The sequence below is a fragment of the Arthrobacter sp. B055-34 genome (genome assembly GCF_059090425.1).
Map to the genome: position 1 here is coordinate 675127 of NZ_JBNHFQ010000001.1, position 25879 is coordinate 701005.

Annotated in this window: 25 protein-coding genes; 13 read left to right on the forward strand and 12 right to left on the reverse strand. The window is 66.2% G+C overall.

Annotated elements, in window-relative coordinates:
• Positions 1 to 166: 166 nt before the first annotated feature.
• Positions 167 to 1204 carry a class II fructose-bisphosphatase gene (gene glpX, locus AC5RWO_RS02965; protein ID WP_169991052.1) on the reverse strand — a complete coding sequence of 346 codons (1038 nt, stop codon included), beginning with the start codon at positions 1202 to 1204 and terminating at the stop codon, positions 167 to 169.
• 196 nt (positions 1205 to 1400) lie between these two features.
• On the opposite strand from glpX, the gene AC5RWO_RS02970 reads away from it, so the two are divergent.
• The 5 genes from AC5RWO_RS02970 (at position 1401) to AC5RWO_RS02990 (ending at position 6855) form a co-directional block, all read left to right on the forward strand.
• Complete coding sequence (locus AC5RWO_RS02970) at positions 1401 to 2012, forward strand: DUF4245 domain-containing protein (protein WP_498729258.1); 612 nt, start codon at positions 1401 to 1403, stop codon at positions 2010 to 2012.
• A 60-nt stretch (positions 2013 to 2072) separates the two neighbouring features.
• The gene (locus tag AC5RWO_RS02975) at positions 2073 to 2687 is read left to right on the forward strand and encodes a carbonic anhydrase (RefSeq protein ID WP_498729260.1); all 615 of its coding nucleotides are present in this window, start codon (positions 2073 to 2075) and stop codon (positions 2685 to 2687) included.
• Positions 2688 to 2709: 22 nt separating this feature from the next.
• Positions 2710 to 4140: a class II fumarate hydratase gene (locus AC5RWO_RS02980; protein ID WP_498729262.1), complete on the forward strand. Its 1431-nt coding sequence runs from the start codon at positions 2710 to 2712 to the stop codon at positions 4138 to 4140.
• Between the two features lie 273 nt (positions 4141 to 4413).
• Positions 4414 to 5067 carry a TetR/AcrR family transcriptional regulator gene (locus tag AC5RWO_RS02985; RefSeq protein ID WP_498729263.1) on the forward strand — a complete coding sequence of 218 codons (654 nt, stop codon included), beginning with the start codon at positions 4414 to 4416 and terminating at the stop codon, positions 5065 to 5067.
• A 60-nt stretch (positions 5068 to 5127) separates the two neighbouring features.
• Positions 5128 to 6855, forward strand: a complete 1728-nt coding sequence (locus tag AC5RWO_RS02990) for an MDR family MFS transporter (RefSeq protein ID WP_498729265.1) — start codon at positions 5128 to 5130, stop codon at positions 6853 to 6855.
• Between the two features lie 43 nt (positions 6856 to 6898).
• Here the strand turns inward: AC5RWO_RS02990 and AC5RWO_RS02995 are convergent, their stop codons facing one another.
• The gene (locus AC5RWO_RS02995; protein WP_498729266.1) at positions 6899 to 7369 is read right to left on the reverse strand and encodes an NUDIX hydrolase; all 471 of its coding nucleotides are present in this window, start codon (positions 7367 to 7369) and stop codon (positions 6899 to 6901) included.
• A 10-nt stretch (positions 7370 to 7379) separates the two neighbouring features.
• Positions 7380 to 7892 carry a prepilin peptidase gene (locus AC5RWO_RS03000; RefSeq protein ID WP_498729267.1) on the reverse strand — a complete coding sequence of 171 codons (513 nt, stop codon included), beginning with the start codon at positions 7890 to 7892 and terminating at the stop codon, positions 7380 to 7382.
• 60 nt (positions 7893 to 7952) lie between these two features.
• On the opposite strand from AC5RWO_RS03000, the gene AC5RWO_RS03005 reads away from it, so the two are divergent.
• From AC5RWO_RS03005 to AC5RWO_RS03025, 5 genes are all read left to right on the forward strand, one after another.
• The gene (locus tag AC5RWO_RS03005) at positions 7953 to 8870 is read left to right on the forward strand and encodes a hypothetical protein (RefSeq protein ID WP_498729329.1); all 918 of its coding nucleotides are present in this window, start codon (positions 7953 to 7955) and stop codon (positions 8868 to 8870) included.
• 374 nt (positions 8871 to 9244) lie between these two features.
• Positions 9245 to 10186 carry an AfsR/SARP family transcriptional regulator gene (locus AC5RWO_RS03010; RefSeq protein WP_498729269.1) on the forward strand — a complete coding sequence of 314 codons (942 nt, stop codon included), beginning with the start codon at positions 9245 to 9247 and terminating at the stop codon, positions 10184 to 10186.
• A 191-nt stretch (positions 10187 to 10377) separates the two neighbouring features.
• Positions 10378 to 11043, forward strand: coding sequence for a response regulator (locus AC5RWO_RS03015; RefSeq protein WP_498729270.1), 666 nt, complete (start codon positions 10378 to 10380; stop codon positions 11041 to 11043).
• The gene (locus AC5RWO_RS03020; RefSeq protein ID WP_498729271.1) at positions 11036 to 12613 is read left to right on the forward strand and encodes a sensor histidine kinase; all 1578 of its coding nucleotides are present in this window, start codon (positions 11036 to 11038) and stop codon (positions 12611 to 12613) included. Before AC5RWO_RS03015 ends, AC5RWO_RS03020 begins: the two co-directional genes overlap by 8 nt.
• Before the next feature lie 22 nt (positions 12614 to 12635).
• Positions 12636 to 13292 (forward strand): GNAT family N-acetyltransferase, encoded by a 657-nt coding sequence (locus tag AC5RWO_RS03025; protein WP_498729272.1) that lies wholly within the window; start codon positions 12636 to 12638, stop codon positions 13290 to 13292.
• A 25-nt stretch (positions 13293 to 13317) separates the two neighbouring features.
• Here the strand turns inward: AC5RWO_RS03025 and phoH2 are convergent, their stop codons facing one another.
• Entirely contained in the window at positions 13318 to 14724 is a 1407-nt protein-coding gene (gene phoH2 / locus AC5RWO_RS03030) for an RNA 5'-3' helicase PhoH2 (RefSeq protein WP_498729331.1), read from the reverse strand.
• A 268-nt stretch (positions 14725 to 14992) separates the two neighbouring features.
• The gene (locus tag AC5RWO_RS03035) at positions 14993 to 15754 is read right to left on the reverse strand and encodes an isoprenyl transferase (protein ID WP_074699231.1); all 762 of its coding nucleotides are present in this window, start codon (positions 15752 to 15754) and stop codon (positions 14993 to 14995) included.
• A gap of 161 nt (positions 15755 to 15915) precedes the next feature.
• Here AC5RWO_RS03035 and trhA point away from each other — a divergent pair, with 161 nt between their 5' ends.
• Positions 15916 to 16659 carry a PAQR family membrane homeostasis protein TrhA gene (gene trhA, locus AC5RWO_RS03040; RefSeq protein ID WP_498729273.1) on the forward strand — a complete coding sequence of 248 codons (744 nt, stop codon included), beginning with the start codon at positions 15916 to 15918 and terminating at the stop codon, positions 16657 to 16659.
• Here the strand turns inward: trhA and AC5RWO_RS03045 are convergent.
• The 3 genes from AC5RWO_RS03045 to mca all read right to left on the reverse strand — a co-directional run bounded on the left by AC5RWO_RS03045 (position 16656) and on the right by mca (position 20225).
• Entirely contained in the window at positions 16656 to 18815 is a 2160-nt protein-coding gene (locus AC5RWO_RS03045) for a thioredoxin domain-containing protein (RefSeq protein ID WP_498729274.1), read from the reverse strand. The genes trhA and AC5RWO_RS03045 overlap by 4 nt on opposite strands.
• A 6-nt stretch (positions 18816 to 18821) precedes the next feature.
• On the reverse strand, positions 18822 to 19211 hold the full coding sequence (locus tag AC5RWO_RS03050; RefSeq protein ID WP_498729275.1) for a hypothetical protein: 390 nt from the start codon (positions 19209 to 19211) through the stop codon (positions 18822 to 18824).
• Between the two features lie 81 nt (positions 19212 to 19292).
• Positions 19293 to 20225, reverse strand: coding sequence for a mycothiol conjugate amidase Mca (gene mca / locus AC5RWO_RS03055; protein WP_498729276.1), 933 nt, complete (start codon positions 20223 to 20225; stop codon positions 19293 to 19295).
• 85 nt (positions 20226 to 20310) lie between these two features.
• On the opposite strand from mca, the gene AC5RWO_RS03060 reads away from it, so the two are divergent.
• Positions 20311 to 20763: a DUF4307 domain-containing protein gene (locus AC5RWO_RS03060; RefSeq protein WP_498729277.1), complete on the forward strand. Its 453-nt coding sequence runs from the start codon at positions 20311 to 20313 to the stop codon at positions 20761 to 20763.
• A 284-nt stretch (positions 20764 to 21047) separates the two neighbouring features.
• Positions 21048 to 21539, forward strand: a complete 492-nt coding sequence (gene greA / locus AC5RWO_RS03065; protein ID WP_498729278.1) for a transcription elongation factor GreA — start codon at positions 21048 to 21050, stop codon at positions 21537 to 21539.
• 113 nt (positions 21540 to 21652) lie between these two features.
• Here the strand turns inward: greA and AC5RWO_RS03070 are convergent, their stop codons facing one another.
• Genes AC5RWO_RS03070 through AC5RWO_RS03085 form a run of 4 tightly spaced genes read right to left on the reverse strand, consistent with a single transcriptional unit; the run spans position 21653 to position 25869 of the window.
• Complete coding sequence (locus AC5RWO_RS03070; RefSeq protein ID WP_498729279.1) at positions 21653 to 22264, reverse strand: rhomboid family intramembrane serine protease; 612 nt, start codon at positions 22262 to 22264, stop codon at positions 21653 to 21655.
• 2 nt (positions 22265 to 22266) lie between these two features.
• Positions 22267 to 23505 (reverse strand): threonine ammonia-lyase, encoded by a 1239-nt coding sequence (gene ilvA, locus AC5RWO_RS03075; RefSeq protein ID WP_498729280.1) that lies wholly within the window; start codon positions 23503 to 23505, stop codon positions 22267 to 22269.
• A complete protein-coding gene (locus AC5RWO_RS03080; protein WP_498729282.1) occupies positions 23502 to 24914 on the reverse strand; it encodes an AI-2E family transporter in 1413 nt (470 codons plus the stop codon). The genes ilvA and AC5RWO_RS03080 overlap by 4 nt, the downstream gene beginning before the upstream one ends.
• A 19-nt stretch (positions 24915 to 24933) precedes the next feature.
• Positions 24934 to 25869 carry an aldose 1-epimerase family protein gene (locus AC5RWO_RS03085; protein ID WP_498729283.1) on the reverse strand — a complete coding sequence of 312 codons (936 nt, stop codon included), beginning with the start codon at positions 25867 to 25869 and terminating at the stop codon, positions 24934 to 24936.
• Positions 25870 to 25879 lie beyond the last annotated feature (10 nt).

Sequence of the window (25879 nt, forward strand, 5' to 3'; positions counted from 1 at the left end):
AAACATCGTCCCAAGTCAGGGCGTTACTTGAAGCCTAAACTTGGACCGTTAGGCCTGAACATGGGTTGCAACGCGGCAGGCGCCCCCAGCCGGCCATAAGAAAACCCGCCCCGGCCTGAGCCGGAGCGGGTTTTCTTGTACGGACGCGGAAGTCCGGGCGCGCAGCCTAGTGCTTGCGCTCGTAGCCTTCCCACTTGTCGGCGCGGTGCTCGCCGTCGACAAAGCGGATGGTGCCGGACTTGGAGCGCATCACGATGGACTGGGTGCGCACCGTGTTGGGCGCGTAGCGGACGCCGCGCAGCAGGTCGCCGTCGGTGATGCCGGTGGCGGCGAAGTAGCAGTTGTCGCTGGTGACCAGGTCATTGGTGGTCAGCACGCGGTCCAGGTCGTGGCCGGCGTCGATCGCCTTCTGCTTTTCGTCATCGTTGGTGGGCCACAGGCGGCCCTGGATGACGCCGCCGAGGGACTTGATGGCGCACGCGGTGACGATGCCCTCCGGGGTGCCGCCGATGCCCATCAGGACGTCGATGCCCGTGCCTTCGCGGGCGGCAGCAATACCGCCGGCCACGTCGCCGTCCATGATGAAGCGGGTGCGGGCGCCGGCTGCGCGGATCTCTTCGACCATCGGCTTGTGCCGGTCGCGGTCCAGGATCATCACGTTGATCTGGTTGACCTTCTTGTTCTTGGCCTTGGCGATCAGGTGCAGGTTCTGCTTGATCGGCAGACGCAGGTCCACCAGGTCGGCGGCCTCGGGGCCGGTGATCAGCTTCTCCATGTAGAACACGGCCGACGGGTCGAACATGCTGCCGCGCTCGGAAACGGCCAGCACGGACAGCGCGTTGTTGATGCCCAGCGCGGTCAGGCGGGTGCCGTCGATCGGGTCCACGGCCACGTCAACCTCGGGACCGGAGCCGTCGCCGACCTTCTCGCCGTTGTAGAGCATGGGGGCTTCGTCTTTTTCACCCTCGCCGATCACCACAACGCCGTTGAAGTGGACGGTGGAGAGGAAGGAACGCATGGCGTCCACGGCGGCGCCGTCTGCGGTGTTTTTATCCCCGTAGCCAACCCAGTGGCCGCCGGCGATGGCGGCAGCTTCGGTCACGCGGACGAGCTCCAGGGCCAGGTTGCGGTCCGGCCCGTCGTCGGCGACAGCCAGGGACGGGGAAAGCGTTGAATACTGGGCGGCCGGTGCGGCTTTGGACACGAGAACCTCATCTTCGAGTGGCTTGGGCGCAGTTCCGATCGGGACTGCATCGGTTTTCCTGTACTTCCGATCATAGTCGCCGGGGCGCCCGCCGAGTCTGTGATGACAGGCACGTCCGACTTATCCGGCGCCGCCCAAACCCATTCAAAGCACGACGGCGGTGCGAGGGTGCCGTAGTTTAAGAGACGATAGAGGGGTGAGTGAAGTACGCCCCGAAGATTCAGACCAGCCTGCCGCAACCCCGGTTCTGACCGCAAAACAGGCCAAACGCGCCAATGCCACCGTGACCGGCATGCTGATTGCCCTGGGCCTGACCATCGCGATCTTCCTGCCGATCTTCTTCCTGAACCCGGCCAGTAAGTCCGAGGTTTACGAACGTAACATTGACGTCCCCGGCACGGCATCGCAGGCCGCGGCCACCGCCGGCTATGAGCCGCTGACCGTCGAACTGCCGGAACCGTGGCGTGCCAACTATGCCCGCTGGAACACCGGCGGCACCGGAGCAGTCCCCGCGTGGGAAGTCGGCTACCTCACGCCCAAGGGCCAGCACATCGCCCTGACCCAGACGGACAAAGCCAATCCCACCTGGATCGCGCAGACCACGGACAACGCACCCATCACCAGCGACCGCCAGGCCGGTGGGGAAAGCTGGGAACTGCGCGACCGCGGCGAAGACCGCAAGCACCTCGTGCTGGAGCAGGACGGTTTCACCGTGATCCTCAGCGGCGGCGCGGACCTTGACGAGTTCGACATCCTCGGCGCTGCCGTAGTGGAGGAACTGGCCCAGAGCGAGCCGGCCGAAAAGTAACCGGCGTAACGCACCGCAACGGAAACGCCCCACCCGGCGCATGTCAGTAAAGTAAGCAGGGTGACTACTGACCTCACCCCCGCATTGGCGTGGCAAAAGCTCCGCGAAGGCAACGAACGATTCGTCGCCGGTTCCTCTAACCACCCGAACCAGGACGCCTCCCGTCGCAGTTCGCTGATCAACCAGCAGCATCCGTTCGCCGTAATATTCGGCTGCTCGGACTCCCGGCTGGCCGCGGAAATCATCTTCGATCTGGGCCTCGGCGACGCGTTCGTGGTCCGTACCGCAGGTCAGGTCATCGACGACGCGGTCCTCGGTTCGCTGGAGTACAGCGTCAGCCTGCTGGATGTCCCGCTGATCGTGGTGCTCGGCCACGACAGTTGCGGCGCGGTGACCGCCGCCAAACAGACCGTGGACACGGGCGAAATGCCCAAGGGATTCCTGCGCGACCTGGTCGAACGCATCACTCCCTCCGTCCTCGCCGCCCGGCGGAACGGCTTCGAGGAGGTCAACGACATGGTGGTTGAGCACGTGCAGCAGGTGGCGGAGCGGCTGGTGGACAGTTCGCGCGTCATCTCCGAGTCCGTCGACAAGGGCGAAGTCGCCGTCATCGGCGTCACCTACCGGCTTGCCGAAGGCCGGGCGGAGCTTGTCTCAGGATTTGGTGCGCTCTAACGCCGTGGGAGAAACTGAGGGCATGACTTCCACTACTGCCGACTCCGTTGAGTACCGCATTGAACACGACACCATGGGCGAGGTCCGCGTCCCGGTAAACGCTCTCTACCGCGCGCAGACCCAGCGCGCCGTCGAGAACTTCCCGATCTCCGGCAAGACGCTGGAACGCGCACACATCGAGGCGCTGGCCCGGATCAAGAAGGCCGCCGCCACCGCCAACGCCGAACTGGGCGTGCTCGACGGCGAGCTGGCCAAGGTGATCGAAGCCGCTGCCGATGAAGTCGCCTCCGGCAAGTACGACGGCGACTTCCCCATCGATGTGTTCCAGACCGGTTCCGGCACGTCCTCGAACATGAACACCAACGAGGTCCTCGCCGAGCTGGCTTCGCGCTCGCTCAAGGAGTCCGGCAGCGACAAGGTGGTCCACCCCAACGACCACGTCAACGCGTCGCAGTCCTCCAACGACGTGTTCCCCACCTCGGTGCACGTCGCAGCCACGTCCGCGCTGATCAATGACCTGATCCCGGCTCTGGACTACCTGGCCGCCTCGCTGGAGCGCAAGGCCGTGGAGTTCAAGGACGTCGTCAAGTCCGGCCGCACCCACCTGATGGATGCCACCCCGGTCACCCTGGGCCAGGAGTTCGGCGGCTACGCCGCACAGGTCCGCTACGGCATCGAGCGCATCAACTCCTCGCTCCCCCGCGTCGCCGAGGTCCCCCTGGGCGGCACCGCCGTCGGCACCGGTATCAACACCCCCGCCGGCTTCTCCGCCCGCGTGATCGAACTGCTCGCAGCCGACACCGGCCTGCCGCTGATCGAGGCCCGCGACCACTTCGAGGCCCAGGCCAACCGCGACGGCCTGGTCGAAGCCTCCGGCCAGCTGCGCAACATCGCCTACTCGTTCATGAAGATCAACAACGATCTGCGTTGGATGGGCTCCGGCCCCAACACCGGCCTCGGCGAAATCGCCATCCCGGATCTGCAGCCCGGCTCCTCGATCATGCCCGGCAAGGTCAACCCGGTCATCTGCGAGGCCGCCATCATGGTCTCCGCCCAGGTCATCGGCAACGACACCACCATCGCCCTGTCCTCCACCAACGGCGCATTCGAGCTGAACGTGGGCATCCCGGTCATGGCGGCCAACCTGCTCGAGTCCATCCGCCTGCTGACCAACACCAGCCGCGTCATGGCGGACAAGATGATCGACGGCCTGACCGCCAACGTGGAGCGCGCCCGCTTCCTGGCCGAGGCCTCCCCGTCCATCGTGACCCCGCTGAACAAGTACATCGGCTACGAGAACGCGGCCAAGATCGCCAAGCACGCGGTCAAGGAAGGCCTGACCGTCCGCGAGTCCGTCGTGGCCCTGGGCTTCCTCGAGCGCGGCGAACTGACCGAAGAGCAGCTGGACAAGGCCCTGGACGTCCTGTCCATGACCACCCCGCCGCAGAAGTAAGCTCAAGCAAGCACAACAGGTAACGCCACCGGCGCAAACCTGAAAGCGCCCCTGGTCCACACCGGACCGGGGGCGCTTTGCTGTGCCGCCATGTGCTTGCGTCAAGGGCAACGTCCGCTGACCCGCCTCCCCTGCCGCCGCGGACGCCCGGCTGACCCGCCTCCCCTGCCGCCGCGGACGCCCGGCTGACCCGCCTCCCCTGCCGCCGCGGACGCCGGCTGTGGCGCAGCCCACTAAATTGCACTATCGCCTCAAAAGTGCAAAAATTCAACGGTGGCAGATAGTACAAAGGACGACGGCGGCGGGAGACGCGAGCGCAAACGCGCTGCAACGCGCGTGGCCATCACCGACGCCGCGCGCTCCCTCACCGCCGCGCACGGCGTCAACGGATTTACCGTCGAACAGCTCTGCGAAGAAGTCGGCATCTCGCGCCGCACGTTCTTCAACTACTTCCCTGGCAAAGAGGACGCCATCCTCGGGGATCCGATAGACCACATCCCGGAAGCGCTGGCGCAGGTGTTCGTTGAAGGCGGAGCCGGTTTTCCCGCCGACGAAATCTCGCCGACCCTGCTGCCCGATTTCATCGAACTCGCCTGCGCCATGATGGACCGTCTGGCCATGAGCCGGGAGGACGTCGTCCGGCTCCGGGAGGCCATTACGGCCGAACCCAAACTTTTGGACAAGGCCGTGCACGGGTCCCAGAAGGCCGAGGAAGCCTTCGCCCAGCTGCTGGCGGCGCGGGAACGCTTGCTGCCCCAAGACCTGCGGATCCGGCTGGCCGTCGGCGTCATGACCGCCATCTCCAAGCAGGCCGGCGAAGAGTTTTTCGCCCCGTGGAACACCCGCAGCTACCGCGAGGTCCTGACCGAAGCGGTAGATGCCGTCCGCGCCATCATCCACCCGGCAGCCCACACGACAACCACCTGACCGCCCAGTCGCCGCAGGCAACCCTGAGTCTGCAGCCACTATCCTCACCAAGGAACCTTCATGACCGCAACCGCTGCACGGACCGAGGGCCCGCTGCTGCTGACCCAGAAACGCATCTGGATCATTTTCTCCGCGCTGATCGCCGGCATGTTGCTGGCCAGTCTGGACCAGACCATCGTCTCGACGGCGATGCCCACCATCGTCGGCCAGCTTGGCGGCGTGGAACACCAGACCTGGATCACCACGGCGTATCTGCTGGCCACCACGATCGTGATGCCGATCTACGGCAAGTTCGGCGATGTTATGGGCCGGCGCAACCTGTTCCTCTTTGCCATCGCCCTGTTTACGCTGGCTTCGGTCGGCTGCGCGTTCGCCCCGGACTTCTGGACCTTCGTGGTCTTCCGCGCCATGCAGGGCCTGGGCGGCGGCGGCCTGATGATCCTCTCGCAGGCCATCATCGCCGACATCGTCCCGGCCAATGAGCGCGGCAAGTACATGGGCCCGCTCGGCGGCATCTTCGGCCTCTCCGCCGTTGCCGGCCCTCTGCTCGGCGGCTACTTTGTGGACCATCTGACCTGGCAGTGGGCCTTCTACATCAACGTTCCCATCGGCATCATTGCCTTCCTGATCGCGTACTTCGCGCTGACCCTGCCGACTAAGAAGTCCGACAAGCGGATCGACATTGCCGGCGTCGTTCTCTTGTCCGCAGCCACCGCCTGCATGATCTTCTTCACCGACTTCGGCGGCCGCAACGACTACGGCTGGGGCGCCCCGCTGACCTGGCTCTTCGGTGCCGGGATGCTGCTTGCCGCCGTCGCGTTTGTCCTTGTGGAGCGCAAGGCGGAGGACCCGATCATCCCGCTGAGCCTGTTCAAGAACCCGATCTTCATCAACAGCACGGCCATCGGCTTCACCCTGGGCGTGGCCATGTTCGCCGCGCTGGCGTTCGTCCCGACGTTCCTGCAGATGTCCTCCGGCACCTCGGCCGCGGTCTCCGGCCTGCTGATGCTGCCGATGATGGTCGGCATGATGGGTACGTCCATCTGGTCCGGCCTGGCGATCACGAAGTCCGGCAAGTACAAGGCGTACCCGATCGCCGGCAGCGCCGTGGTGATCGCCGCGATGCTGTGGATGACCACGCTCGAGGCCGCCACCCCGATCTGGGTCATCTGCGCCCAGCTGTTCCTCTTCGGCGCGGGGCTCGGTTTGATCATGCAGGTAGTGGTCCTCGTGGTCCAGAACTCGGTCCCAGTGGACCAGATCGGCACGGCGACCAGCTCCAACAACTACTTCCGCGAGGTTGGAGCGGCCTTGGGCGTGGCGATCTTCGGCGCGATGTTCACCTCCCGCCTGTCAGAGTCGTTGACCAACGTATTCACGGGTTCGGGGGCCTCGCCCGAAGCTGCGGCGAACGCCACGGCCACGCTGGAGCCAGCGGCGATGAGCCAGCTGCCCCAGCAGGTCCAGGACGGCATCGTCACCGCCTACGCCGAGTCCCTGGCGCCGGTCTTCTGGTACCTCGTGCCGTTCCTGGCCATCGCCCTCGTGCTGGCCATCACCATTAAGCAGATCCCGCTCTCCGACGTGGCCGGCATGGTCGCCCGCGGCGAGGCGATCGGCGGCGAGGAAGCTGTGCGTCTGGAGGCCGAGCGGGAAGCCGCCCAGGCCGGCACGCGCCAGGATCCCGGCGCTGCCAAGGATCCGGACGACGACGCCGGCGATCTCGTCGACGCCGGAAGCCACGCGAGTGCGGGTTCATCCCCGGACAGCAGCGAGTCCGGCCGGTAACACCGGCCGTCGTGCACCGTCCAGGTGCACGACGGCGGCATCCTCAGCGCACGAACTCCGGCACGCCGGTAGCCCGCAGGGCAGCTCTCAGCCGGGCACGGTGGTAGTCGGGCAGCTCCGGCAGGTCATCCAAGGCAAACCATCCCACCTCGGAGGACTCGTCGTCGTTCACCCGGGCCTCGCCCGAAATGTAGCGGCAGCGGAAATTCAGCGTCAGGAACTGCGCCTGGTCGCCGTTGACGAACTCCATGGGGCCGCCGGCGAACACCTCGGCCAGATGCTCCACTTCCGCCACCACGCCGGTTTCCTCGAACACTTCCCGGACGATCCCGACGGCAGGCTGCTCCCCCGGTTCCAGGATCCCCGTGATCAGGGTCCAGATGCCATTATCCGCGCGCCGCCCCAGCAGCACCCGGTCCCTGTCGTCGAGTACGACGGCGGTGGCGCCGGGCAGCCACAACAGGTCCTGGCCGATTTTTTCGCGCAGTTGAAGAATGAAGTCCGGTGTAGGCATGGTTCCAAGCCTATAAGCCGAGCGGAACCGCCACCGCCGCGAGGGCACCGAGGATCATGAAAGGGCCGAACGGGATGTTGGACTTCAGGGTCCCGCGCCGGACCAGCAGCAGGGCCACGCCGTACAAGCTGCCCAAGAGGAAGGCGGCGAAGGTCCCGCCCAGCAGGTGCCCCCAGCCGAAGTAGCCAAGGTACAGCCCCAGCACACCGGCCAGCTTGACGTCCCCGAACCCCATCCCGGCGGGGTACACGAAGCGAACCGCGAAGTAGAAGATCCACAGCACCGCTCCCCCGGCGAGCAACCGCACCAGCCGGCCCGGCTCGCCCGCGGCGAGCGCCGCCGTCGTTAGCAGTACCCCCGCTACCCCATAGGCCGGGAAGACGATGCGGTTGGGCAGCCGGTGGGTGCGCAGATCGATCCAGCTCAGCAGGGCGCCGGTAGCTACCAGATAGACCCCGGCAACCAGCAGCGCGGCGAAGGCCAGCGGGTGGACGCTCCACAGCCGGGCCAGTTCCTGGATCATAGCTCCCAACGTACTTCACCGCCCGGCCCGCGGTGCAGTGTGAAGTCTTACACTGTGGATATGGATGCCGGGGAGAATCTGAACCACGTTGAGGATGTCTCTGCTAAGAGCGCGGAGCTTTTCCGCTGCCTGTGCCGTTCTTCACCGTGGAAATGGGAAACGCTGCGCTTCGAAGTCTTCGCGCATGACCCCGCCGTACACGCGACCGACGACGGCGGGACCTCCGACACTGCCACCGCGAACGACGGCGGAGCCCGCGCCGAGTCTGACACCTCTGCTGCCTCCGCTGTCTCCACGGCCTCCACCGCGTCCAGTGCCACCACCGCCGACGACGGCACCGGCTCCGGACTCCGCGCCTGGACCCGTCGACCGTCGGCCCTCCGGGTGGAGACGACGGATGGCCGGCTGCTCTTCAGCACCACGGGCATCAACGATTCCAAGGGCGGCTTCTACGTCAGCGCCACCCGCAAGTCCTGGCTGCTGCCGCCGCACCTGGTGACACCGGTGTACAACGACATCAACCTCGTCCGACGGCGACCGGAGGCCGCCTATGGCGAGCCGGTGTTCGGCAATGGGCGCTGGTCCGCCATGCTGGATCCGGTGGAGCTGGCGGGCAATGCACCCGTGTCGTTCGAGGCCCCCTACGCCAACGTGGTGGAGATACTCTCGCTCGCGGAAGTGGACTACAACGGCCGCAAGGCGGTCGAAGCCGTCGTCTCGCCGAACCGGACCTACAAGCCCTTTGACCCGGCGCACCCGCTGATCGGTCCCGGCCGCTCGCTGGTCCGGATCGACTGGCAGACCGGTGTCTGCGTCTCCGCCGCGGCACTGGACGGGCCGGATGCCGGCAGCGGCCATACGCTTCGCATCCTTGGCGTCGACGAATACATGCTCGATGACCTCTTTGTCGAAGTCAGCATGAACCTGACCGATGTGCGCGAGCACATCCCCTGGCCGCTGCAACCGCACCCCGCGTGACCGCAGGACTGGCAGGCACTGCCAGACATTGGGGGTCGCCATGCCACAGGCAGGGCCCGGACCCCGGCTGTTGGGGGCGGGCAACCGGGGTCCGGGGTCTTACCGGGTGGCGCACTGACGCGCCGCACCCTTAGCCGGCGCCGGGCCATCCGTGGCCGTTTGCAGGTTCAAGGTGTAGAAACACTCTCGCTGGACAGGCTTGGGAAAAACCTCGAACGGGAATGTGACGTACACCACCCCCAAAATTGGGGTAACGGTCTAACCCCAATGAGGGCTGTTGCAGATTAGGGACGCACTGGAGGATGGAACCAGCATTCGTTGGGGGTGCTACCTACGAGGGGGACATCGTGGAGCAAATGTTAGCCGGGCATTGCATGCCCATTTCTGTTCGGATCATCGGTAATCTTCAGGTTCGCCGCGGCGACACCGTTCTGACCGCAGCCACGCTGGGCGGTCCGAAACCCAGGCAGATCTTCGAAATTCTGCTGTTGAAACTGGGTACTCCGGTTTCCAAGGACCGACTCGTTGAGCTGCTGTGGGGCGGCCGGCCTCCGGGCGAGGCCTTGGCCACACTGGAAAGCTACGTCAGCGTCCTGCGGCGCAACCTGCAGCCAGGTTGCGCCAAGACCGGCCCACTGCGTACCGCCAACGGCGGTTACGTGCTGGAACCGTCCCTGGTGGAGCTCGACCTGGCGCGTTTCAACGACCTGGTGGACCTCGCTGAGCACAGCAGCCCGCAGCAGGCCTACGCCGCGCTGACGCAGGCGCTGAACTTCGGCTCCGGAACGTTGCTCAGCGACGAACTCACACCGGAATGGGCCGAAGAAGCGCGCGACCACCACACGGCCGCTGTAACCGCTGCCCAGATCCGGGTGGCCGAAATCGCCGCCGGCCTGGGACAGGCGCACGAAGCTGTCCAGTGGTCCGAGCACGCGGTGGCATCGGAGCCGTTGAACGAACGGGCCTGGTCCGCATTGGTCACCAGCTTGGAAAGCGCCGGCCGTTATGCCGAAGGCCTGCAAGCCTACGACAAGTGCCGGCGGCTGCTGGACCGTGACCTCGGCTGCGCCCCGGGCCCCGCCCTGCGGGAAGCGCATGTGCGGCTGCTGCAGAAAACCGCAGAGACCGACGGCGAACTGTCCGAGGTCCTGGAGGCCCTGTTGTACCTGAACGAGCGGATGCGTGCCCAGTCGTTGCGCGAGAGCGCCATGGCAGCGGCGAACTCCCGGACGCGCGGCTTCAGGACCGGCAGCAACCACGAATCGGCCAGCAGGGTCATCAGTTCGTTCCTGAACAAAGCACTCGCCGTTAGCTGAGCAGGAGGTCCGCACCGCTGATGGTGCGCGCGCGGCAACAGGCAGGCTGCGCCGTCGTCAAAGTCTGTAACAGACCCCTGGCGGCGGCGCAGAACCACGGTGCTGCCGCAAAGAAGCTATGTACAAGCACACGCTGATAGAGCATACTCACTCTATGACCGTGTCGGGGGGCTTGGGTTGGGGACACTGCTATGACCGAAGAAAAAGCACGGGATGTAGCCCGTGTTGTAGTCGTTGATGACCACACAACATTTGCGGAATTGTTGTCGGATGCGTTGGACCGGCAGGAGGATCTGGAGAACGCGGGCATTGCGGGCAGCGCCAAAGACGGCGTCGAACTGTGCCGCTCGCTGGAACCGGACGTGGTGGTGATGGATTACCACCTGCCGGATGGCAACGGGCTGGACGCCGCAGAGCAGATACTGGCGCACAATCCGCTGACGCGCGTTATCGTGCTCACGGGGGATCCGTCGCCGGAAATTCTCGGACGGGCGGCAATCACCGGAATCTGCGGCTTCCTGCCGAAGGACGGCTCGCTGGCCACCTTGCTGGACACCCTGCGGCATGCCCGCACGGGTTCCCTGGTGATCCATCCGTCTCTGCTGGCCATCGCCAGCCGGGCTTCCACCTCCCAGCCCGCGGACACGCCGTCGCTGACCGAGCGGGAGCGTCAGGTACTGGGGCTGATGGCGGCCGGCCACGACGTGCGGGCCAACGCGAAACACCTGGGCATTACGGAAAACACCTGCCGCGGCTATGTGAAATCCATTCTGGCAAAGCTGGACGCGCACACGCAGCTTGAAGCGGTGGCGGTAGCCGGGCGTCTGGGGCTCCTGACGGCGGACAGGGATGGCTAGCCGGGCCCGCGGGGTACGCGACGGCGCCTCCGCGGACGAGGTCAGTGCTGAAGTCCGGTTCTCGGCGGATTCCGATTCGCCAGTGTCCGCTTCAGCAGCGCCGTCTTCACCAGCGCCCGCTGCAGCAGAGCCGGCCTCCGTGAGCCCTGCTTCGGCTAGACCGTCTTCGCCCGAGGGCGTTGCCGCTGCGCCCGCTTCCGGCCGCCGGACGAAAAAGGGGCGATGGCCTCTGGCGGCGGCACGTTCGGGCGCCACCGATGCCGGTAAGCCGGACGCGCCACAGCTGGTTCCGGAAAACTCCGAGATGCGGCGGGCGATCTGGAAGTTCCTCATCGGCAGCCTGGCGACGCTGCTGATTGTGGTGGTTCCCGTGGTCATCGGTGCCAGCGCCATCTCGCGCCAGCAAGCCATCGACCATGCGATCGAAAGAACCCAAAGCACGGCTGACTTCGCCGTGGCCCCGTTCATCGATGAGCGGTTGCTGGCCGGCGAACCCGGTGCGCTGGACCGGATGGACCGGCTGCTTCAGCCACGGTTTGAACGCCACCGCATCCTGCGGATCAAGGTGTGGAGTTCCGATGGCGTCATTATCTACTCGGACGAACGCTCGCTGATCGGCCAGCAGTTCGACCTGCAACCCTGGCAGCAGGAGCTGCTCGCCGGTGACCATCCCGGCATCGCCCACTTCGAGCCCCAGACCGGTTTTGAGAACACCTTCGAAAGCGGCCAGGGCGAGATGCTGGAAGTCTATGTTGCCACCGGGACCGCCGGCAGCGAACCCGTGCTGTACGAGACGTACTACCAGCCCGACGAAGTGCGCGCCGACGAGCGGGAGATGATGCTGGGCATCCTGCCGCCGGTGCTCGGTGCCCTCGCGGTGCTCCAGCTCGTCCAGCTGGTCCCGGCCCTGCGGATGGCCCGCCGCCTGCAGCGGGATAGCGCTACCCGACGTCAGCTGCTCCAGCGCGCCATCGAATCCTCTGAACTTGAACGCCAGCGGCTCGCCCGCGACCTGCACGATGATGTCATCCAGGATCTGTCCGGCGTGGCCTACGCGCTGGAGTCCTTCGAACTGCAGCACCAGCCGCCGTCCAAGGATTTCTTAGCCCGGACCCGGGCGCTGGTCCAGGACAACATCAGCGCCCTGCGCGGCATCACCACCGAGTTGTATCCGCCGGATCTTGCCGACCTCGGCCTGGTCGGTGCCCTCGAGCGCCTGGGCGATCCGGTCCGTGCCCGCGGGCTCGAGTGGCACCTGCGTGTAGTCGGCGACCCCGCACCAGACGCGCAGCAGGCGGCCCTGCTGTACCGTGCGGCACGCGAAGCCATCACCAACGCCATCAAACATGCCCGCGCCAGCGTGATCAGCGTCGAGCTCAGCCGGAGCGGTGACCGGCTCCAGCTGGCGGTGTACGACGACGGCGAAGGCTTCGAGCGGTCGTCCGGAGCCCCGGAAGGCCACCTTGGACTGCAGATCCTGCAGGACACCGTGTCCGCCGCCGGGGGGCGTCTGGATCTGCACACCGCTCCGAGGCAGGGTACCGAGGTCCTGGTCAGCCTGCCCGTCTAAGCCGGTGTGGTAGACAAGACCAATGACGCAGCTGACCGATATCTGGCCCGTGCTCGGCCTGACCCTGACCACGCCTCGGCTGCAGCTGCGTCCGGTTGCGGATGAGCACATCCCGGCGATGGTCGATGCGGTGCTGAGCGGGATCCATGATCCCGATGCCTCGCCCTTCTCCTTCCCCTGGACCGATGCGCCGCGCGAGGAGCTGCCGCGCAATACTGCTGCACATGTCTGGCACCAGCGGGCCAAGACCACGGCGGGCAGCTGGTCGCTGCTGTTCGGTGTATGGAAGGGGGACGATTTTGCCGGCTGCCAGGAACTGCTGGCTACCAGCTTCGCCGAAACCCGGACCGTGAGCACGGGTTCGTGGCTCAAGCAGTCCGCGCAGGGGCAAGGGCTCGGCACCGAGATGCGCACCGCCGTCGTTCTTTATGCCTTTGATTTCCTCGGCGCCGAGGTGGCCGAGTCGGAGGCATTCGACTTCAACACCGCGTCCCTGGGCGTCTCCCGGTCGCTAGGTTACGAGCCCAACGGCGTCTGGCGACATTCCTCCGGCCGGGACCACGTGCGCAGCATGCAGCGCATGCGCGTGACACCGGACCTATTCCGCCGCCCAGATTGGAGCCTGGAGACAGCGGGCCACCTCGCGGCGGCCCGCTTCCTCGGACTCGAAGACGCCTGACGCGGCGGCCTCAAAGGCACTCCCCTTAGATCTCCGCGCCTTCCAGCAGTTCCGTGACCAGCGCTGCGATCGGCGAGCGCTCGGACCTGGTCAGCGTGATGTGGCCGAAGAGCGGGTGGCCCTTGAGCGTCTCCACCACAGCGGCGATGCCGTCATGGCGGCCCACCCGCAGGTTGTCGCGCTGGGCTACGTCATGGGTGAGGACGATTTTGGAGTTCTGCCCGATCCGGCTCATTACCGTGAGCAGGACGTTCTTCTCCAGCGATTGTGCCTCGTCCACGATCACGTACGAGTCATGCAGCGAGCGTCCGCGGATGTGCGTCAGCGGCAGCACCTCCAGCATGCCGCGGTCCATCACTTCCTCCACCACCTCGGTGGAGACCAGGGCGCCGAGCGTGTCGAAGACCGCCTGCGCCCACGGGTTCATCTTTTCCGACTCGGAACCGGGCAGGTAGCCCAGCTCCTGGCCGCCCACCGCATACAGCGGCCGGAACACCACAACCTTGCGGTGCTCGCGCCGCTCCAGCACGGCCTCCAGTCCGGCGCAGAGTGCCAGCGCGGACTTGCCGGTTCCGGCCCGGCCGCCGAGCGAGACGATGCCGACCTCCGGGTCCATCAGCAGGTCGATCGCCAGCCGCTGCTCCGCGGACCGGCCGTGCAGCCCGAAGACGTCACGGTCCCCCTTGACCAGCCGGACCTGCTTGTCCGCCCCTACCCGGCCGAGCGCCGAGCCGCGGTTGGAGAGCATGACCAGGCCGGTGTTGGCCGGCATTTCCGCGGCCGCCGGAATGAACACCGGTTCGTGGTTGTAGAGGTTGTTGACGTCGTCTTCGAGCACGTCCAGCTCGGCCACGCCGGTCCAGCCGGAATCCTTGACCAGCTCGTTGCGGTACTCGTCCGCCTGCAGCCCCATGGCCGACGCCTTGACGCGCATCGGCAGGTCCTTGGAGACCACCGTGACGTTCTTGCCCTCGTCCGCCAGGTTCTTGGCCACCGCCAGGATCCGGCTGTCATTGTCCCCGCCCCGGAAACCCGCCGGCAGCACGTCGGGTGAAATGTGGTTCAGCTCCACGCGCAGCGATCCGCCCTCTTCCCCAAGTGGGATCGCCGTATTGAGCCCGCCGTGTTCAATCCGCAGATCATCCAGCAGCCGCAGCGCCTTGCGGGCGAAGTAGCCCAGCTCGGGATCGTGCCGCTTGCCTTCCAGCTCGGTAATGACCACTACCGGCAGGATGACTTCGTGTTCGGCAAAGCGCATCAGCGCCCGCGGATCGGACAGCAGAACGGAGGTGTCCAGCACAAAGGACTGCGCAGGCTCCGGTGCTCTGCCGGCCGGTTCTGCCGCCGCCTGGGCAGCAACAGAAAGACCGTCCGCCGCAGCAGAAACATCCGTTTCGTTTGCCTGGCGTCCGGTCTCGGCGACTTGACTCATGTTCTCAGTGGTGGCCACTTTAGCTCCCGTCCGGAGCGCTAGCGCTCCGAATGATCTGGGTCAGGGTGAGACGGTCCGGCCACCTGGCCGTTACCGGCCTCCCCCGCTGCTTCGTGAAAAGCGGCATATGGTGGCCTCCCGATCAATCTGCGGTCTTGCTGACTGATAGCTCCAAACTACGCCGCTGTCATTTGCCGCACAACTGCTTTTGGGCAACCTGTGGAGTAATTCAAGGTGAACGAACGACGACGGCACGCGGCCAGCTTATTTATGCGCCGAAACGGCGCTGCCGGCTCGCGTAGTCGCGCAGTGCGCGCAGGAAATCCAGCCTGCGGAAATCGGGCCAGAGCGCCTCGCAGAAGTAGAACTCGCTGTAGGCGCTCTGCCACATCAGGAAGCCCGAGAGCCGCTGTTCGCCGGAGGTACGGATGACCAGATCCGGGTCCGGCAGGCCGCGCGTGTAGAGGTAGCGGGAGATGTCGTCCACATCGAGCCCGTCCGCCACGGAGTTCAGGTCCCGGCCATCCCGGGCCGCGGTGTAGAGCAGGCCCTTGACCGCGTCGACGATCTCCTGGCGACCGCCGTAGCCGATGGCCACATTGACATGCACGCCGTCGACATCCTTGGTCTGTTCCGCCAGTCGGCAGACCTTGTCGCTGAGGTATTCCGGCAGCGTTTCAAGCGCGCCGACCGGGCTCACCCGGACGTTCTTCCCTTCGCCGAGACGGTCCAGCGTGTTGGCGATAATCCCCATGAGTTGTTCCAGTTCCTCACCGGAACGGTTCATGTTGTCGGTGGAGAGCATGTAGAGGGTCACCACTTTGACCCCGAGCTCATCGCACCAGCCCAGGAACTCGAGGATCTTCTCTGCGCCGGCCTGATGGCCTTCGCGCGTGGGGGTGCCGGCGAGCTTGGCCCAGCGGCGGTTGCCGTCCACGACGACGCCGATGTGGCCGGGGATCCGCTCCTGTGCGAGGGTCCGCTGCAGCTTGCGTTCGTAGAGGCGGTACACCACAGCCGGAAGTCTCAACTGTGCACCCGCCCTTTCCTTGTCAGCTACCAACGGAGAAAATACTATCGCTTCCGCTGCCGGTCAACGTTCCAGGTTGCCCGCGGCGAGGCTTCCATGCAGCGGCAATGCCGCTCCGCGTGGTGACGAGGTGACGCATCCCACTGGAATAGAATGCGCATATGACTCCTCGCGGTACCTTGCCTCCCGACTCCTATGACCGGGACCCGGAACAAAACGACGGCCCCCTCGAGTCTGCCGTTGAAGAAGTGGCCGATGCGCTGAACATCAAGCCCAAGCTGCGCGGCTGGTTGCATGCCGGCGCCACGCCGCTTGCGCTGATCGCGGGCATCATCCTGGTCAGCATGGCGCCCACACCGGCCGGGAAGCTGACCTCCGCCATCTACGCGGTGACGGGCCTACTGCTGTTCGGCGTCAGCGCCGTGTATCACCGGGGCAACTGGAAGCCGAAAACCAAGCTCATCCTCAAGCGGCTGGACCATACCAACATCATGCTGGTCATCGCCGGCTCCTACACCCCGCTGGCCTGGGCACTGCTGGAGCGGCCCCAGGCCACGCTGCTGCTGTGGCTGATCTGGTGCGCAGCCCTCGCCGGCGTCGCCTTCCGGGTGCTGTGGCCCCACGCGCCCCGCTGGCTCTACGTGCCCGTCTACATCGCCCTTGGTCTGGCCGCGCTTTTCTATCTCCCGGACTTCTACTCCGCGGACCCCGCCGCCACCATCCTCATCTGTGTGGGCGGTGCCTTCTACATTGCCGGCGCGGTGTTCTACGGCTTGAAGAAACCGAACCTCTCGGTCGCGTGGTTCGGTTTCCATGAACTGTTCCACACGTTCACCGTGGTCGGCTTCGCCTGCCACTTCGCCGCCATCATGATGGCCGTCTTGGGCGCCGGCGCCGCCTCCTAGCCGGCAAGTTCCGCGACGAGCTCCTCCACGCTGCCGACCGGCCGGCGGCACACCATCCCTCGGCACACGTATGCCAAGGCGCCCTCGGCCGGCGCCGGACGATCCGCCAGCAGCGGCACAACGCTCTCTGCCGTCTCACCGTTTCCAGCAGTCCCGCCGGTCCCGGCTGCTCCCCCGCTCCGGCCAGTTCCGCCAGTTCCGCCAGTTCCCCCAGTTCCCCGGGCGACCACCATGCCGGGCTGCCCGGTCTTCCGCGCGGCCCGGACCAGCTCCGCGGCTGCATCCGCTTCCCCCGCGACCGCCAGTTCCACCGGTCCGGCGACCATGGCCTGGGCCACGGCCATGCCCCAGCCCGCTGCCCGCGGCACTTTGGGAGCGGCGCGTTCCAGGTACCGCAGCAGGTTCTCCGCCAGCCCGCGGTGCTCGGTCGATCCGCTGTACGCGGCATAGGTCAGCAGCACCCCGGCGAAAAGATTGCCCCCGCTCGGGGTAGCGCTTTCCAGCGGATCCGCCGCACCGCGTTCCCCGGCGGCCGCCGAGAGCTGCGCGGGACGGGCCGCGGAGTCGCTGAGCACGCCGTCGCGCAGGAAAAGCTCCCGGGTCCGCAACACCAAATCCTCGGCAGCCCGGTACCAGCGTTCCGCTCCCGATACGGCGTACAGCGCGAAGAAGCCCTCGGCGCAGCCGGCATAGTCTTCCAGCAGCCCCTCGATGCCCTGGGCCGCGCCGTCGTGCGACACACGGGCCAGCCGTCCGCCGTCGTCAAGGTGCACCCGGAGCAGATAGTCCGCCGCGGCCTCGGCTGCCGCCAGCAAGTCCTGCCGGTCCAGCAGTTCGGCCGATTCGGCCAGTGCTGCGATCGCCAGTCCGTTCCAGCCAGCGACGATCTTGTCGTCCCGTGCCGGCTGCGGACGGCGGTTGCGTACCTCCAGCAGGGCGGGCTTGAGCGCGTTCCACCGCTGCCGCTCCGCCGGGTCCAGCCAGCGACCGGGGTGCAGCGGCGAGCCCGTTTCGCTGACCGTTCCCCGCGCCCCGACATTCATGGTTTCCGCCGCCCAGGCCCCGTCCGCGCCGAGGACCTCGTCGAGCTCGGCAATTGACCAGAGGTAGGTTGCGCCCTCGTGGTGCACCCCGTCCACCACCGTGTCCGCGTCCAATGATGACGCGAAGCCGCCGCCGGGCATGCCGAGCCGCGCCACCATCCAGTCCGCCGTTTCCGACGCCACCGCGGCGCCCAGATCCCGGTCCGGTCCCGGCTCCGACTGCATGGCCCACTGCGCATAGGCCCGCAGCAGCTGGACGTTGTCGTACAGCATTTTCTCGAAGTGCGGCACGGACCACTGCCGGTCCACCGCGTAGCGGGCAAAGCCGCCGTCCAGCTGGTCGTAGAGCGCCGAGCCGGCCATGGTTGCCAGCGTCCGCCCGGCGAGCCCGCCCGCCAATCCCGCCGTGGGACTGCCGCCGGCCGCGTGCCGGAGCAGGAACTGCACAACCGACGACGGCGGGAATTTAGGCGCATCACCAAAGCCGCCGAACTGCCGGTCTTCCTGCTGCGCCAGCAGCCGGACCCCCTGCTCAAGGTAGGCCGGCAGTTGTCCGGTCCACCCGCTGTCGGGCATCTGGACAAGGTCTCCCAGCAGCTGCCGGTTGCCGTCTTCGGCCCGTCCCAGCGCCTCCGCCAGCGCGGCGGCGCTTTCCTCGACGCCGCTGCGCCGCTCTGCCCACGCCTCCGAGACCGCGGCAAGAACCTGCCTGAAGGAGGGCATGCCGGACACCGGCCGCGGCGGATAGTAAGTGCCCGCGTAGAACGCGCGGCCATCCGGCAGCGCGAAAACGCTCATCGGCCAGCCACCCTGGCCCGTCATCGCCTGCGTCGCCACCATGTAGACGGAGTCCACGTCAGGCCGCTCTTCCCGGTCCACCTTGATGCTGACAAAGTGTTCGTTCAGCTCATCCGCGGTGGCTTGGTCCTCGAAGGATTCGTGTGCCATGACGTGGCACCAGTGGCAGGCTGCGTAGCCGATGGAAATGAAAACAGGCACGTCGCGCAGACGTGCCTGTTCAAAAGCCTGGTCGCCGAACGGCCACCAGTCCACCGGGTTGCCGGCATGCTGGCGCAGGTAGGCCGAGGCCTCGCTGCGCAGTCTGTCGGCCATGATCAGCTACCCCACGCGATCCGGGCCGGACTTGTCCCCGCGGGATTCATCCGCACGCTTGCCGCCGGTGATCCTTTCGTCGAGCCCGTCCTGCAGCCGGAACTCGCGTCCCGTATCCGCAGCGGAACCGCGCGGGCGGCCTTCGCCGTCGTCGTTCTGGTCTGCTGCCTCACGCTCTGCCGCCTCGAGCACGGCGGCTTCTTCAACCTGCTGGCGGTAGCGCACGCGCCGGATCCGCCGGGCCATATCCCAGATCAGCAGGATGATGGCGGCAGCCAGGAAGAAGGTGGCGAAGAAGCCCCAGGCACCGGGCGTGACCTGGTCGGGGTCAAGGCCCGGACGCAGCGAAGGCTCGTCGTTCGGGGCTGCGGCGGCAAATACATGCAACAGGTGCAAGGTCAGTCTCTTTCTGGCAGAACCCGGGACATGTGTCCCGGAATAGGCACAAGGTGCCCGGAAAATCAGGTGGCGCTGTCTCTATCGTATGCCAGCAAAGAAGTCCGTTTCCGGCACCGAAGTTTCCACCCGGGCGTCAACCAGCGTGTAGTCCTCCCACGGCCACACCTTGCGCTGCATATCCGGCGACACCGCGAAGAAGAATCCGTTGGGCTCGATCTGCGTGCGGTGGGCCAACAGGGCGCGGTCGCGGTGCTCGAAGAAGTCCCCGCAGTCGATCTGCGTGGTGGTCCGGTGGACCGGCATCGGCGGCTGGTGCCCCTCGGCGTCCGCCTCCTGCCAGGCGGCGATACGCGCGGCATACGGCGACTGCAGGCCGGCCTCTTCGAGGGCGAAGTGCAGGGCGCGGAACCGCTCGGGGTTGAAGGCGCGGTCGAAGTAGAGCTTCAGTGGCGTCCAGGGTTCGCCGGCCTCGGGGTAGCTTTCGGCCTCGCCGGCGGCGTTGTAGGCCTCCACCGCCACCTTGTGCGCCATGATGTGGTCCGGGTGCGGATAGCCGCCATTCTCGTCATAGCTGATGATCACGTGGGGCTGGAACTCGCGGACCAGGCGGACCAGCGGCGCCGCGGCGCGTTCCAGCGGCAGCGTGGCAAAGCTGCCGAAGGGCAGCGGGGGCAGCGGGTCGCCCTGCGGCAGGCCCGAATCGACGAAGCCAAGCCAGCGGTGCGCGACGCCGAGTTCCTTGGCGGCGTCGGCCATTTCCAGCCGGCGCAGGCCGGGCAGGTCACGCAGGGCGTGCGGAACCGAGGCGACCTCGGCGTTCAGGATGTCGCCGCGCTCACCGCCGGTGCAGGTGGCGACCATGACATCGACGCCGGCCGCCGCGTAGCTGGCCATCGTCGCCGCGCCCTTGCTCGACTCATCGTCGGGGTGCGCATGGACCGCGAGCAGGCGAAGCCGGCCCCCGGAACTGCTTCCCTTGGGGGCCACGCCGGGCTGTGCGGGGATGCTCACGAAAAACTCCTGGTGATCTACGAACGGACTATGACTGGATTCTGAAGGGACCGCCGGCGATCCCGGGACACGATAAAGTGGTGGTGTGAGCACCACCGGACCCACTCCCACGGACACCTCGTCCGGCTTAAGCGTAGCCAATCGCTACGGCGCCCCAAAGCGTGGGCTCAGCGGGAAAGCCAAAAAGTGGATGGCCACCGCCGCGCTGGCTGTCGCCGTCGTCATCGCTGGCTGGATGTCCTTCTCCATCCAGGGCTCCGACGACGTCTCAAGCACCGACGTCGGGTTCAATCTTAGCGACGACGGAACAGTAGTGGTGGACTTCCAGGTCATGAAGGATCCGGACACGACGGCGGAGTGCGCGGTCCAGGCCTTGAGCGAAAACTACGCCATCGTCGGCTGGAAGGTCGTCACCGTGGGTCCCAACGCGGAGGACGAAGGAGCAGCCAACGGCCGCACCACCGCCCATCGCGTTGAGCTGCGAACGGAATCCCCCGCGACTACCGGCGGCGTCAACAGCTGCTGGATTGTGGGCTGACCCGCGCCGCTGGCTCTCCGCTGCCCCTCCCGGCACAGGGGGCAAAGCCCGAAGCAAATGTTGCAGCTCGGTCTCGATTATTGGGATTTGCTTCTGTGATTGACTAGACTTATTCAAATACATTCCACCCCGCCCATCAGGTGACCAAGGAAATTCGCTAGACGAGTCACCAGTATGGCGGGGTCTTTGCATGGAAGCGGCTGCCAACCCGGCGGCCGTTTCCTGCAATAAGTAACCGTGCCGGAGTCTCAGCTTTGAAACCGGCAGTAACTAAGGAGAAGTACGTGTCTACATCCAGCGCATCCGTCGCCTGGCTCACCCAGGAGTCCTACGACCGCCTGAAGGCTGAACTGGATCATCTCTCCGGCCCCGGCCGTACGGAGATTGTTGCCCGTATTGAGCAGGCCCGTTCCGAGGGAGACCTCAAGGAAAACGGCGGTTACCATGCAGCCAAAGAGGAACAGGGCAAAGCAGAGGCACGCATCCGGCAGCTGACCGAGCTGCTTCGCAACGCGCATGTGGGGGAAGCACCTGCCGATGACGGCGTTGTCGAACCGGGCATGGTTGTTGAGGCCAACGTCGCCGGCGACAAAGAGACCTTCCTGCTCGGCAGCCGCGAAGTTGCCGGCGACGCCGCTATCGACGTCTACAGTGAGCGGTCCGCCCTCGGCGCCGCAATCCACGGCCTCAAAGCTGGCGACAAGACCACCTACACAGCACCGAACGGCAAAGAAATCTCGGTGGAAATCATCTCCGCCAAGCCGTACAAGGGCTAAAGCAGCATCCGGCCAGACCGGGTTCGAATGGCGGGTTCCCCACCGGGGAGCCCGCCATTTCTGTCAGCAGCCCTTTGCCCTCGGCGTCCCAACAACGACGGCGGCACTTGGCTTCAGCTGCCCACTCGGCGGTTCTTTCGCCGGGAATCCTTGCGCAACAGAACCGCCGCCAGCACTCCCCCGACTGCGCCGAAAAGGTGGGCCTGCCACGAAATGCCGGAGCCCGGCGTCGGCAATACGCCCCACAGGACCGAGCCGTAGAACATGAAAATCACCACGGCCAGCAGAATCTGTTTCCAGCTGCGGTTGTAGAACCCGCGCACCAGCAGGTAAGTCAGGAAGCCGAAGACCAGTCCCGAGGAGCCGACCGTCAGGCCCGCGCCGGTGAGCCAGACGCCGACGCCGGATACCAACCAGCTGGAGGCGAGGACTGCGACAAATCGGCGCACGCCCTCCAGGAACACCAGGAACCCCAGCACTACCAGGGGCAGATTGTTGCTGAGCAGGTGGCTGAAGTCCGCGTGCAGCAGCGGCGAAAAGATGATGCCGTCCAGCCCGTAGAGCGTCCGCGGGATGTTTCCCAGCAGGAAATTCAGCTCCCGGCCGGTCGATACATTGACTATTTGGATGCCCCACAGCACGGCCGTGAGGACACCGAGCACCACCAGTCCCCGCCGCGCCCGTGACGCTTGGGTCCGCGGCGCCTGCCCGCCGTAGTTCGCCACGGCTAGTGCACAACGATGGGCTGGAAGCCCTCCGCGCGCAGGTTGTCCAGCACCTGCTTGCAGTGCTCGTGGCCCTTGGTCTCGATGTCGATGGTGATGGCCACGTCGCCCATGCTGATGGACCCGCCGATCCGGGTGTGGTCCACGCGGGTGACGTTCGCGTCCGACTCGGCGATGATGCGCGAGATCTGGGCCAGCGAACCGGGCCGGTCGTCCAGCATGATCCGCACGGACATGAACCGCCCCGAGGCGTACAGGCCGCGCTGGATCACCTTGAGCATCAGCATTGGGTCGATGTTGCCGCCGGAGAGGATGACCGCCGTGGTGCCGGGATTCTCGATGACCCCTTCCATCAACGCGGCCACGCCCACGGCACCAGCCGGCTCCACCACCAGCTTGGACCGCTCGATCAGGAAGATCAGGGCCCTCGCGAGGGCATCCTCGCTGACCGTGACGACGTCGTCGACCAGTTCGCGGATGATGGAAAACGGCACCTGTCCGGGCCGGCCGACGGCGATGCCGTCCGCCATGGTGGATACTTTCTGCAGCGGCACCAGTGCGTCAGCGGCCAGCGACGGCGGATAGGCCGCCGCGTTTTCGGCCTGCACGCCGATGACCCTGATCTCGCGGCCTAGCTCCTTGGCGCGGGCCTTGATCGCCGTCGCCACGCCGGCCAGCAGTCCGCCGCCGCCAACCCCCATGACCACGGTGTCCACGTTGGGGATCTGTTCCAGCACTTCCAGGCCGACGGTGCCCTGCCCGGCGATGATGTCCTTGTTGTCGAAGGGGTGGACGAAGACGGCGCCGGTTTCATCGGCGTAGCGCTGGGCCTCGGCCAGGGCTTCGTCAACGTTGTGGCCGTGCAGGACCACTTCCGCACCGTGGCCGCGGGTGGCTGCCAGCTTCGGCAGGGCGACGCCCATGGGCATGAAGATCCGCGCCTTTATGCCCAGCCTGGCCGCCGCCACGGCCACGCCCTGGGCGTGGTTTCCCGCGGAGGCCGCCACCACGCCGCGCGCCCGTTCCTCTTCGTTCAGGCGGGCCATGCGCACATACGCACCGCGGACCTTGAACGAACCTGCGCGCTGCAGATTCTCGCACTTGAAGTAGACGTCGGATCCGGTCATCCGGCCCAGCGCGCGGGACTGTTCGACCGGGGTCAGCTCGATCACACCGTCGAGTAATTCGGCGGCATCCATGATGTCGTCAACGGTGACGGGAAGTGCTTTCAGATCTATCATTTGCGCAGTTCGTTCCTATCCTCGGGGGCATTACCGCCCGGTTCCCCAACTTCAGTCTTTGCGGGCTTCGTATTCTCGACGGCGGCGCCCTCCGCAGTCCCGTCCCTGGCATCAGGTTTCACCGAGTGGCCGTGCTTTGCGGCGGCCCCGGCGTCGTTCGTCGCAGTGCCCCCGGACCCGTCATCGCTCTCCGGCGCAGACCCTCCGGCCCCGCGCGCACCTTTCGTGCCCGGCGGCTCGGCCAGCAGTTCAGTGCGCCGCTGCTGCCCGCCGACTGCGATGTCATGTTCCCAGTCCCGGCCCGCTATGTACTTCACCACTGTGTTGACGATAGCCAGCAGCGGAACGGCGAAGAGCGCGCCGGGAATGCCGGCCACCATGGTGCCGCCGGCCACGGCGATCACCACGGCCAGCGGATGCAGGGAGACCGCCTTGCCCATGATCAGTGGCTGGAGGACGTGGCTTTCCAGCTGCTGGACGCCCAGCACGATGGCCAGCATGATCAGCGCGTTGACCCAGCCGTTGGCGACCAGGGCCAGCAGCACCGCCACGAAGCCGGTGACCAGGGCACCGACAATCGGGATGAAGGAGCCGATGAACACCAGCACGCTCAACGGCAGCGCGAGCGGGACGCCGATGATGGCCGCGCCTGCACCGATGCCGACGGCGTCCACGAACGCCACGAACACCTGGACACGGATGTACTGGACGAGCGAGTTCCAGCCCTTGCGGCCGGCACCGTTGCTTGCCGCGCGTGCCCGCCTTGGCAGCAGTCCGACGACGAACATCCAGATCCGCTCGCCGTCGAGCAGGAAGAAGATCAGTGCGAAAATTGCCAGCAGCAGACCGGTCACGAAGTGGCCGGCCGTGTAACCGACGGAGAGGGCACTGGAGAGGATGGCGCTGCTGTTGTTCTGCAGCTGGTCCAGCAGTTCGTTGATGTAGTCGTTCAGCTGGGCGGAGGTCAGCGCCAAGGGACCCTCGGTCAGCCAGCCCTGGATCTGCCGCACGCCCTCAAGCGCCTGGTCCCACAGTTCCCGGAACCCGAAGAAGAGTTGGCGCCCCACCAGGGACAGCGCCCCGCCCATCAGGCCCAGGAAGCCCAGGATCGTGATGGCGACGGCCAGGCCGCCTGGCACTTTGGCCTTGTGGAGGAACCGGACCACGGGCTGGAGCAAACCCGCCAGCAGTGCGGCGATCATCAACGGGATGATGATCAGCGAAATGTAGCTGAGCAGCCAGATCAGCACCCCGATCACCACAATGATCAACCCGAGCCGCCAGGCCCAGGCAGCACTGATCCTCAGGGCGTACGGCACGTCCTCGCGGACATGGTGCGCACCAACAGCACCGGTTCCGGCGCGCGGACCGGCGGCCGGTGAACGGTTCTCAGGGAAGGGCCGGTTCATAGTCTCAATAGTTTCATATTCACGCCCCGACATTCGTCGGATTGACTTCGGCACTGATGCCCCAGCTGCCGCCGAATTCCCCGTCAGGCTCCAGCCAGACGAGGCCATCGCCGGAGTTGAGCGCGTTCGCGGGGGCCGTCATCGGTTCAATGGCCACCGCTTGGGCCCGTCCCGGGTACTGATCGGTCACGAACACATGCGTGTAAGGGAATGTTTCGTCCTGCCACAGCGTCACGGACCGGCCGTCCGCGGAGCTCAAAGTGCTCTGCACCCTGCCGCTGGCAGCCGGAACCAGATCGGTGTAGGCACAGTCCATGTCCAGCGAACTCACCTCTCGTCCGGCACGCAGGTCCATCCCATCTGCGGCGGCCGCTTTGTCCCGGGGAATCAGTGTCTCGTCCGTGATCAGGTACGTCCCGCCGGGGACCGTCAGCGTCAGGCCGGAGGTATCTTCCTGACCCAGCCGCAGGTAGGGATGCGCGCCGAGGGCCACGGGCGCGGCCTCCGCCGAATGGTTGACCAGTGTCTGCGTGACCTTCAGGTCGCCGTCGTTATCCAGCTCGTAGCGCACGCGGTGGGTGAGGTGGAACGGATAGCCGTGCTGCGGGAAGATCCGGGCCTCCAGCGAAACGGCGGATTCGGTGTGTTCCACCTTGCGGTAGCCGGTGTTCCGCAGCAACCCGTGGGTGGCATGGCCGCGCTTGAGCTCCGTGATGTCCAGCCGTTGTTCCTTGCCGTTGAGCGTCCAGACCGCTTTGTCCACCCTGTTGGGCCACGGCGCCAGCAGAATCCCTACTGCTCCCGGAGGAATCTGGTCGTCGCCGAAGGTCTCGGTCAGTTGCACGGAGTTCTTCTCGAACAACCGCAGGCAGGCTGCGAGTTCGGTAATAACGGCGCGTGAGTCTCCGCGGACAATCTCGAACTGTTCGCCGGTGGCAAAGGTAGGGTGGCTCATAGCTAAAACG

What these genes read in the sequence shown, in the direction of transcription:
- AC5RWO_RS02980 (WP_498729262.1), top strand. Translation starts at nt 2,710, where the DNA reads ATGACTTCCACTACTGCCGACTCCGTTGAGTACCGCATTGAACACGAC.
- AC5RWO_RS02990 (WP_498729265.1), top strand. Translation starts at nt 5,128, where the DNA reads ATGACCGCAACCGCTGCACGGACCGAGGGCCCGCTGCTGCTGACCCAG.
- AC5RWO_RS02995 (WP_498729266.1), bottom strand. Translation starts at nt 7,369, where the DNA reads ATGCCTACACCGGACTTCATTCTTCAACTGCGCGAAAAAATCGGCCAG.
- AC5RWO_RS03000 (WP_498729267.1), bottom strand. Translation starts at nt 7,892, where the DNA reads ATGATCCAGGAACTGGCCCGGCTGTGGAGCGTCCACCCGCTGGCCTTC.
- AC5RWO_RS03005 (WP_498729329.1), top strand. Translation starts at nt 7,953, where the DNA reads ATGGATGCCGGGGAGAATCTGAACCACGTTGAGGATGTCTCTGCTAAG.
- AC5RWO_RS03010 (WP_498729269.1), top strand. Translation starts at nt 9,245, where the DNA reads ATGCCCATTTCTGTTCGGATCATCGGTAATCTTCAGGTTCGCCGCGGC.
- AC5RWO_RS03015 (WP_498729270.1), top strand. Translation starts at nt 10,378, where the DNA reads ATGACCGAAGAAAAAGCACGGGATGTAGCCCGTGTTGTAGTCGTTGAT.
- AC5RWO_RS03020 (WP_498729271.1), top strand. Translation starts at nt 11,036, where the DNA reads ATGGCTAGCCGGGCCCGCGGGGTACGCGACGGCGCCTCCGCGGACGAG.
- AC5RWO_RS03025 (WP_498729272.1), top strand. Translation starts at nt 12,636, where the DNA reads ATGACGCAGCTGACCGATATCTGGCCCGTGCTCGGCCTGACCCTGACC.
- phoH2 (WP_498729331.1), bottom strand. Translation starts at nt 14,724, where the DNA reads ATGAGTCAAGTCGCCGAGACCGGACGCCAGGCAAACGAAACGGATGTT.
- trhA (WP_498729273.1), top strand. Translation starts at nt 15,916, where the DNA reads ATGACTCCTCGCGGTACCTTGCCTCCCGACTCCTATGACCGGGACCCG.
- AC5RWO_RS03045 (WP_498729274.1), bottom strand. Translation starts at nt 18,815, where the DNA reads ATGGCCGACAGACTGCGCAGCGAGGCCTCGGCCTACCTGCGCCAGCAT.
- ilvA (WP_498729280.1), bottom strand. Translation starts at nt 23,505, where the DNA reads ATGATAGATCTGAAAGCACTTCCCGTCACCGTTGACGACATCATGGAT.
- AC5RWO_RS03080 (WP_498729282.1), bottom strand. Translation starts at nt 24,914, where the DNA reads ATGAACCGGCCCTTCCCTGAGAACCGTTCACCGGCCGCCGGTCCGCGC.
- AC5RWO_RS03085 (WP_498729283.1), bottom strand. Translation starts at nt 25,869, where the DNA reads ATGAGCCACCCTACCTTTGCCACCGGCGAACAGTTCGAGATTGTCCGC.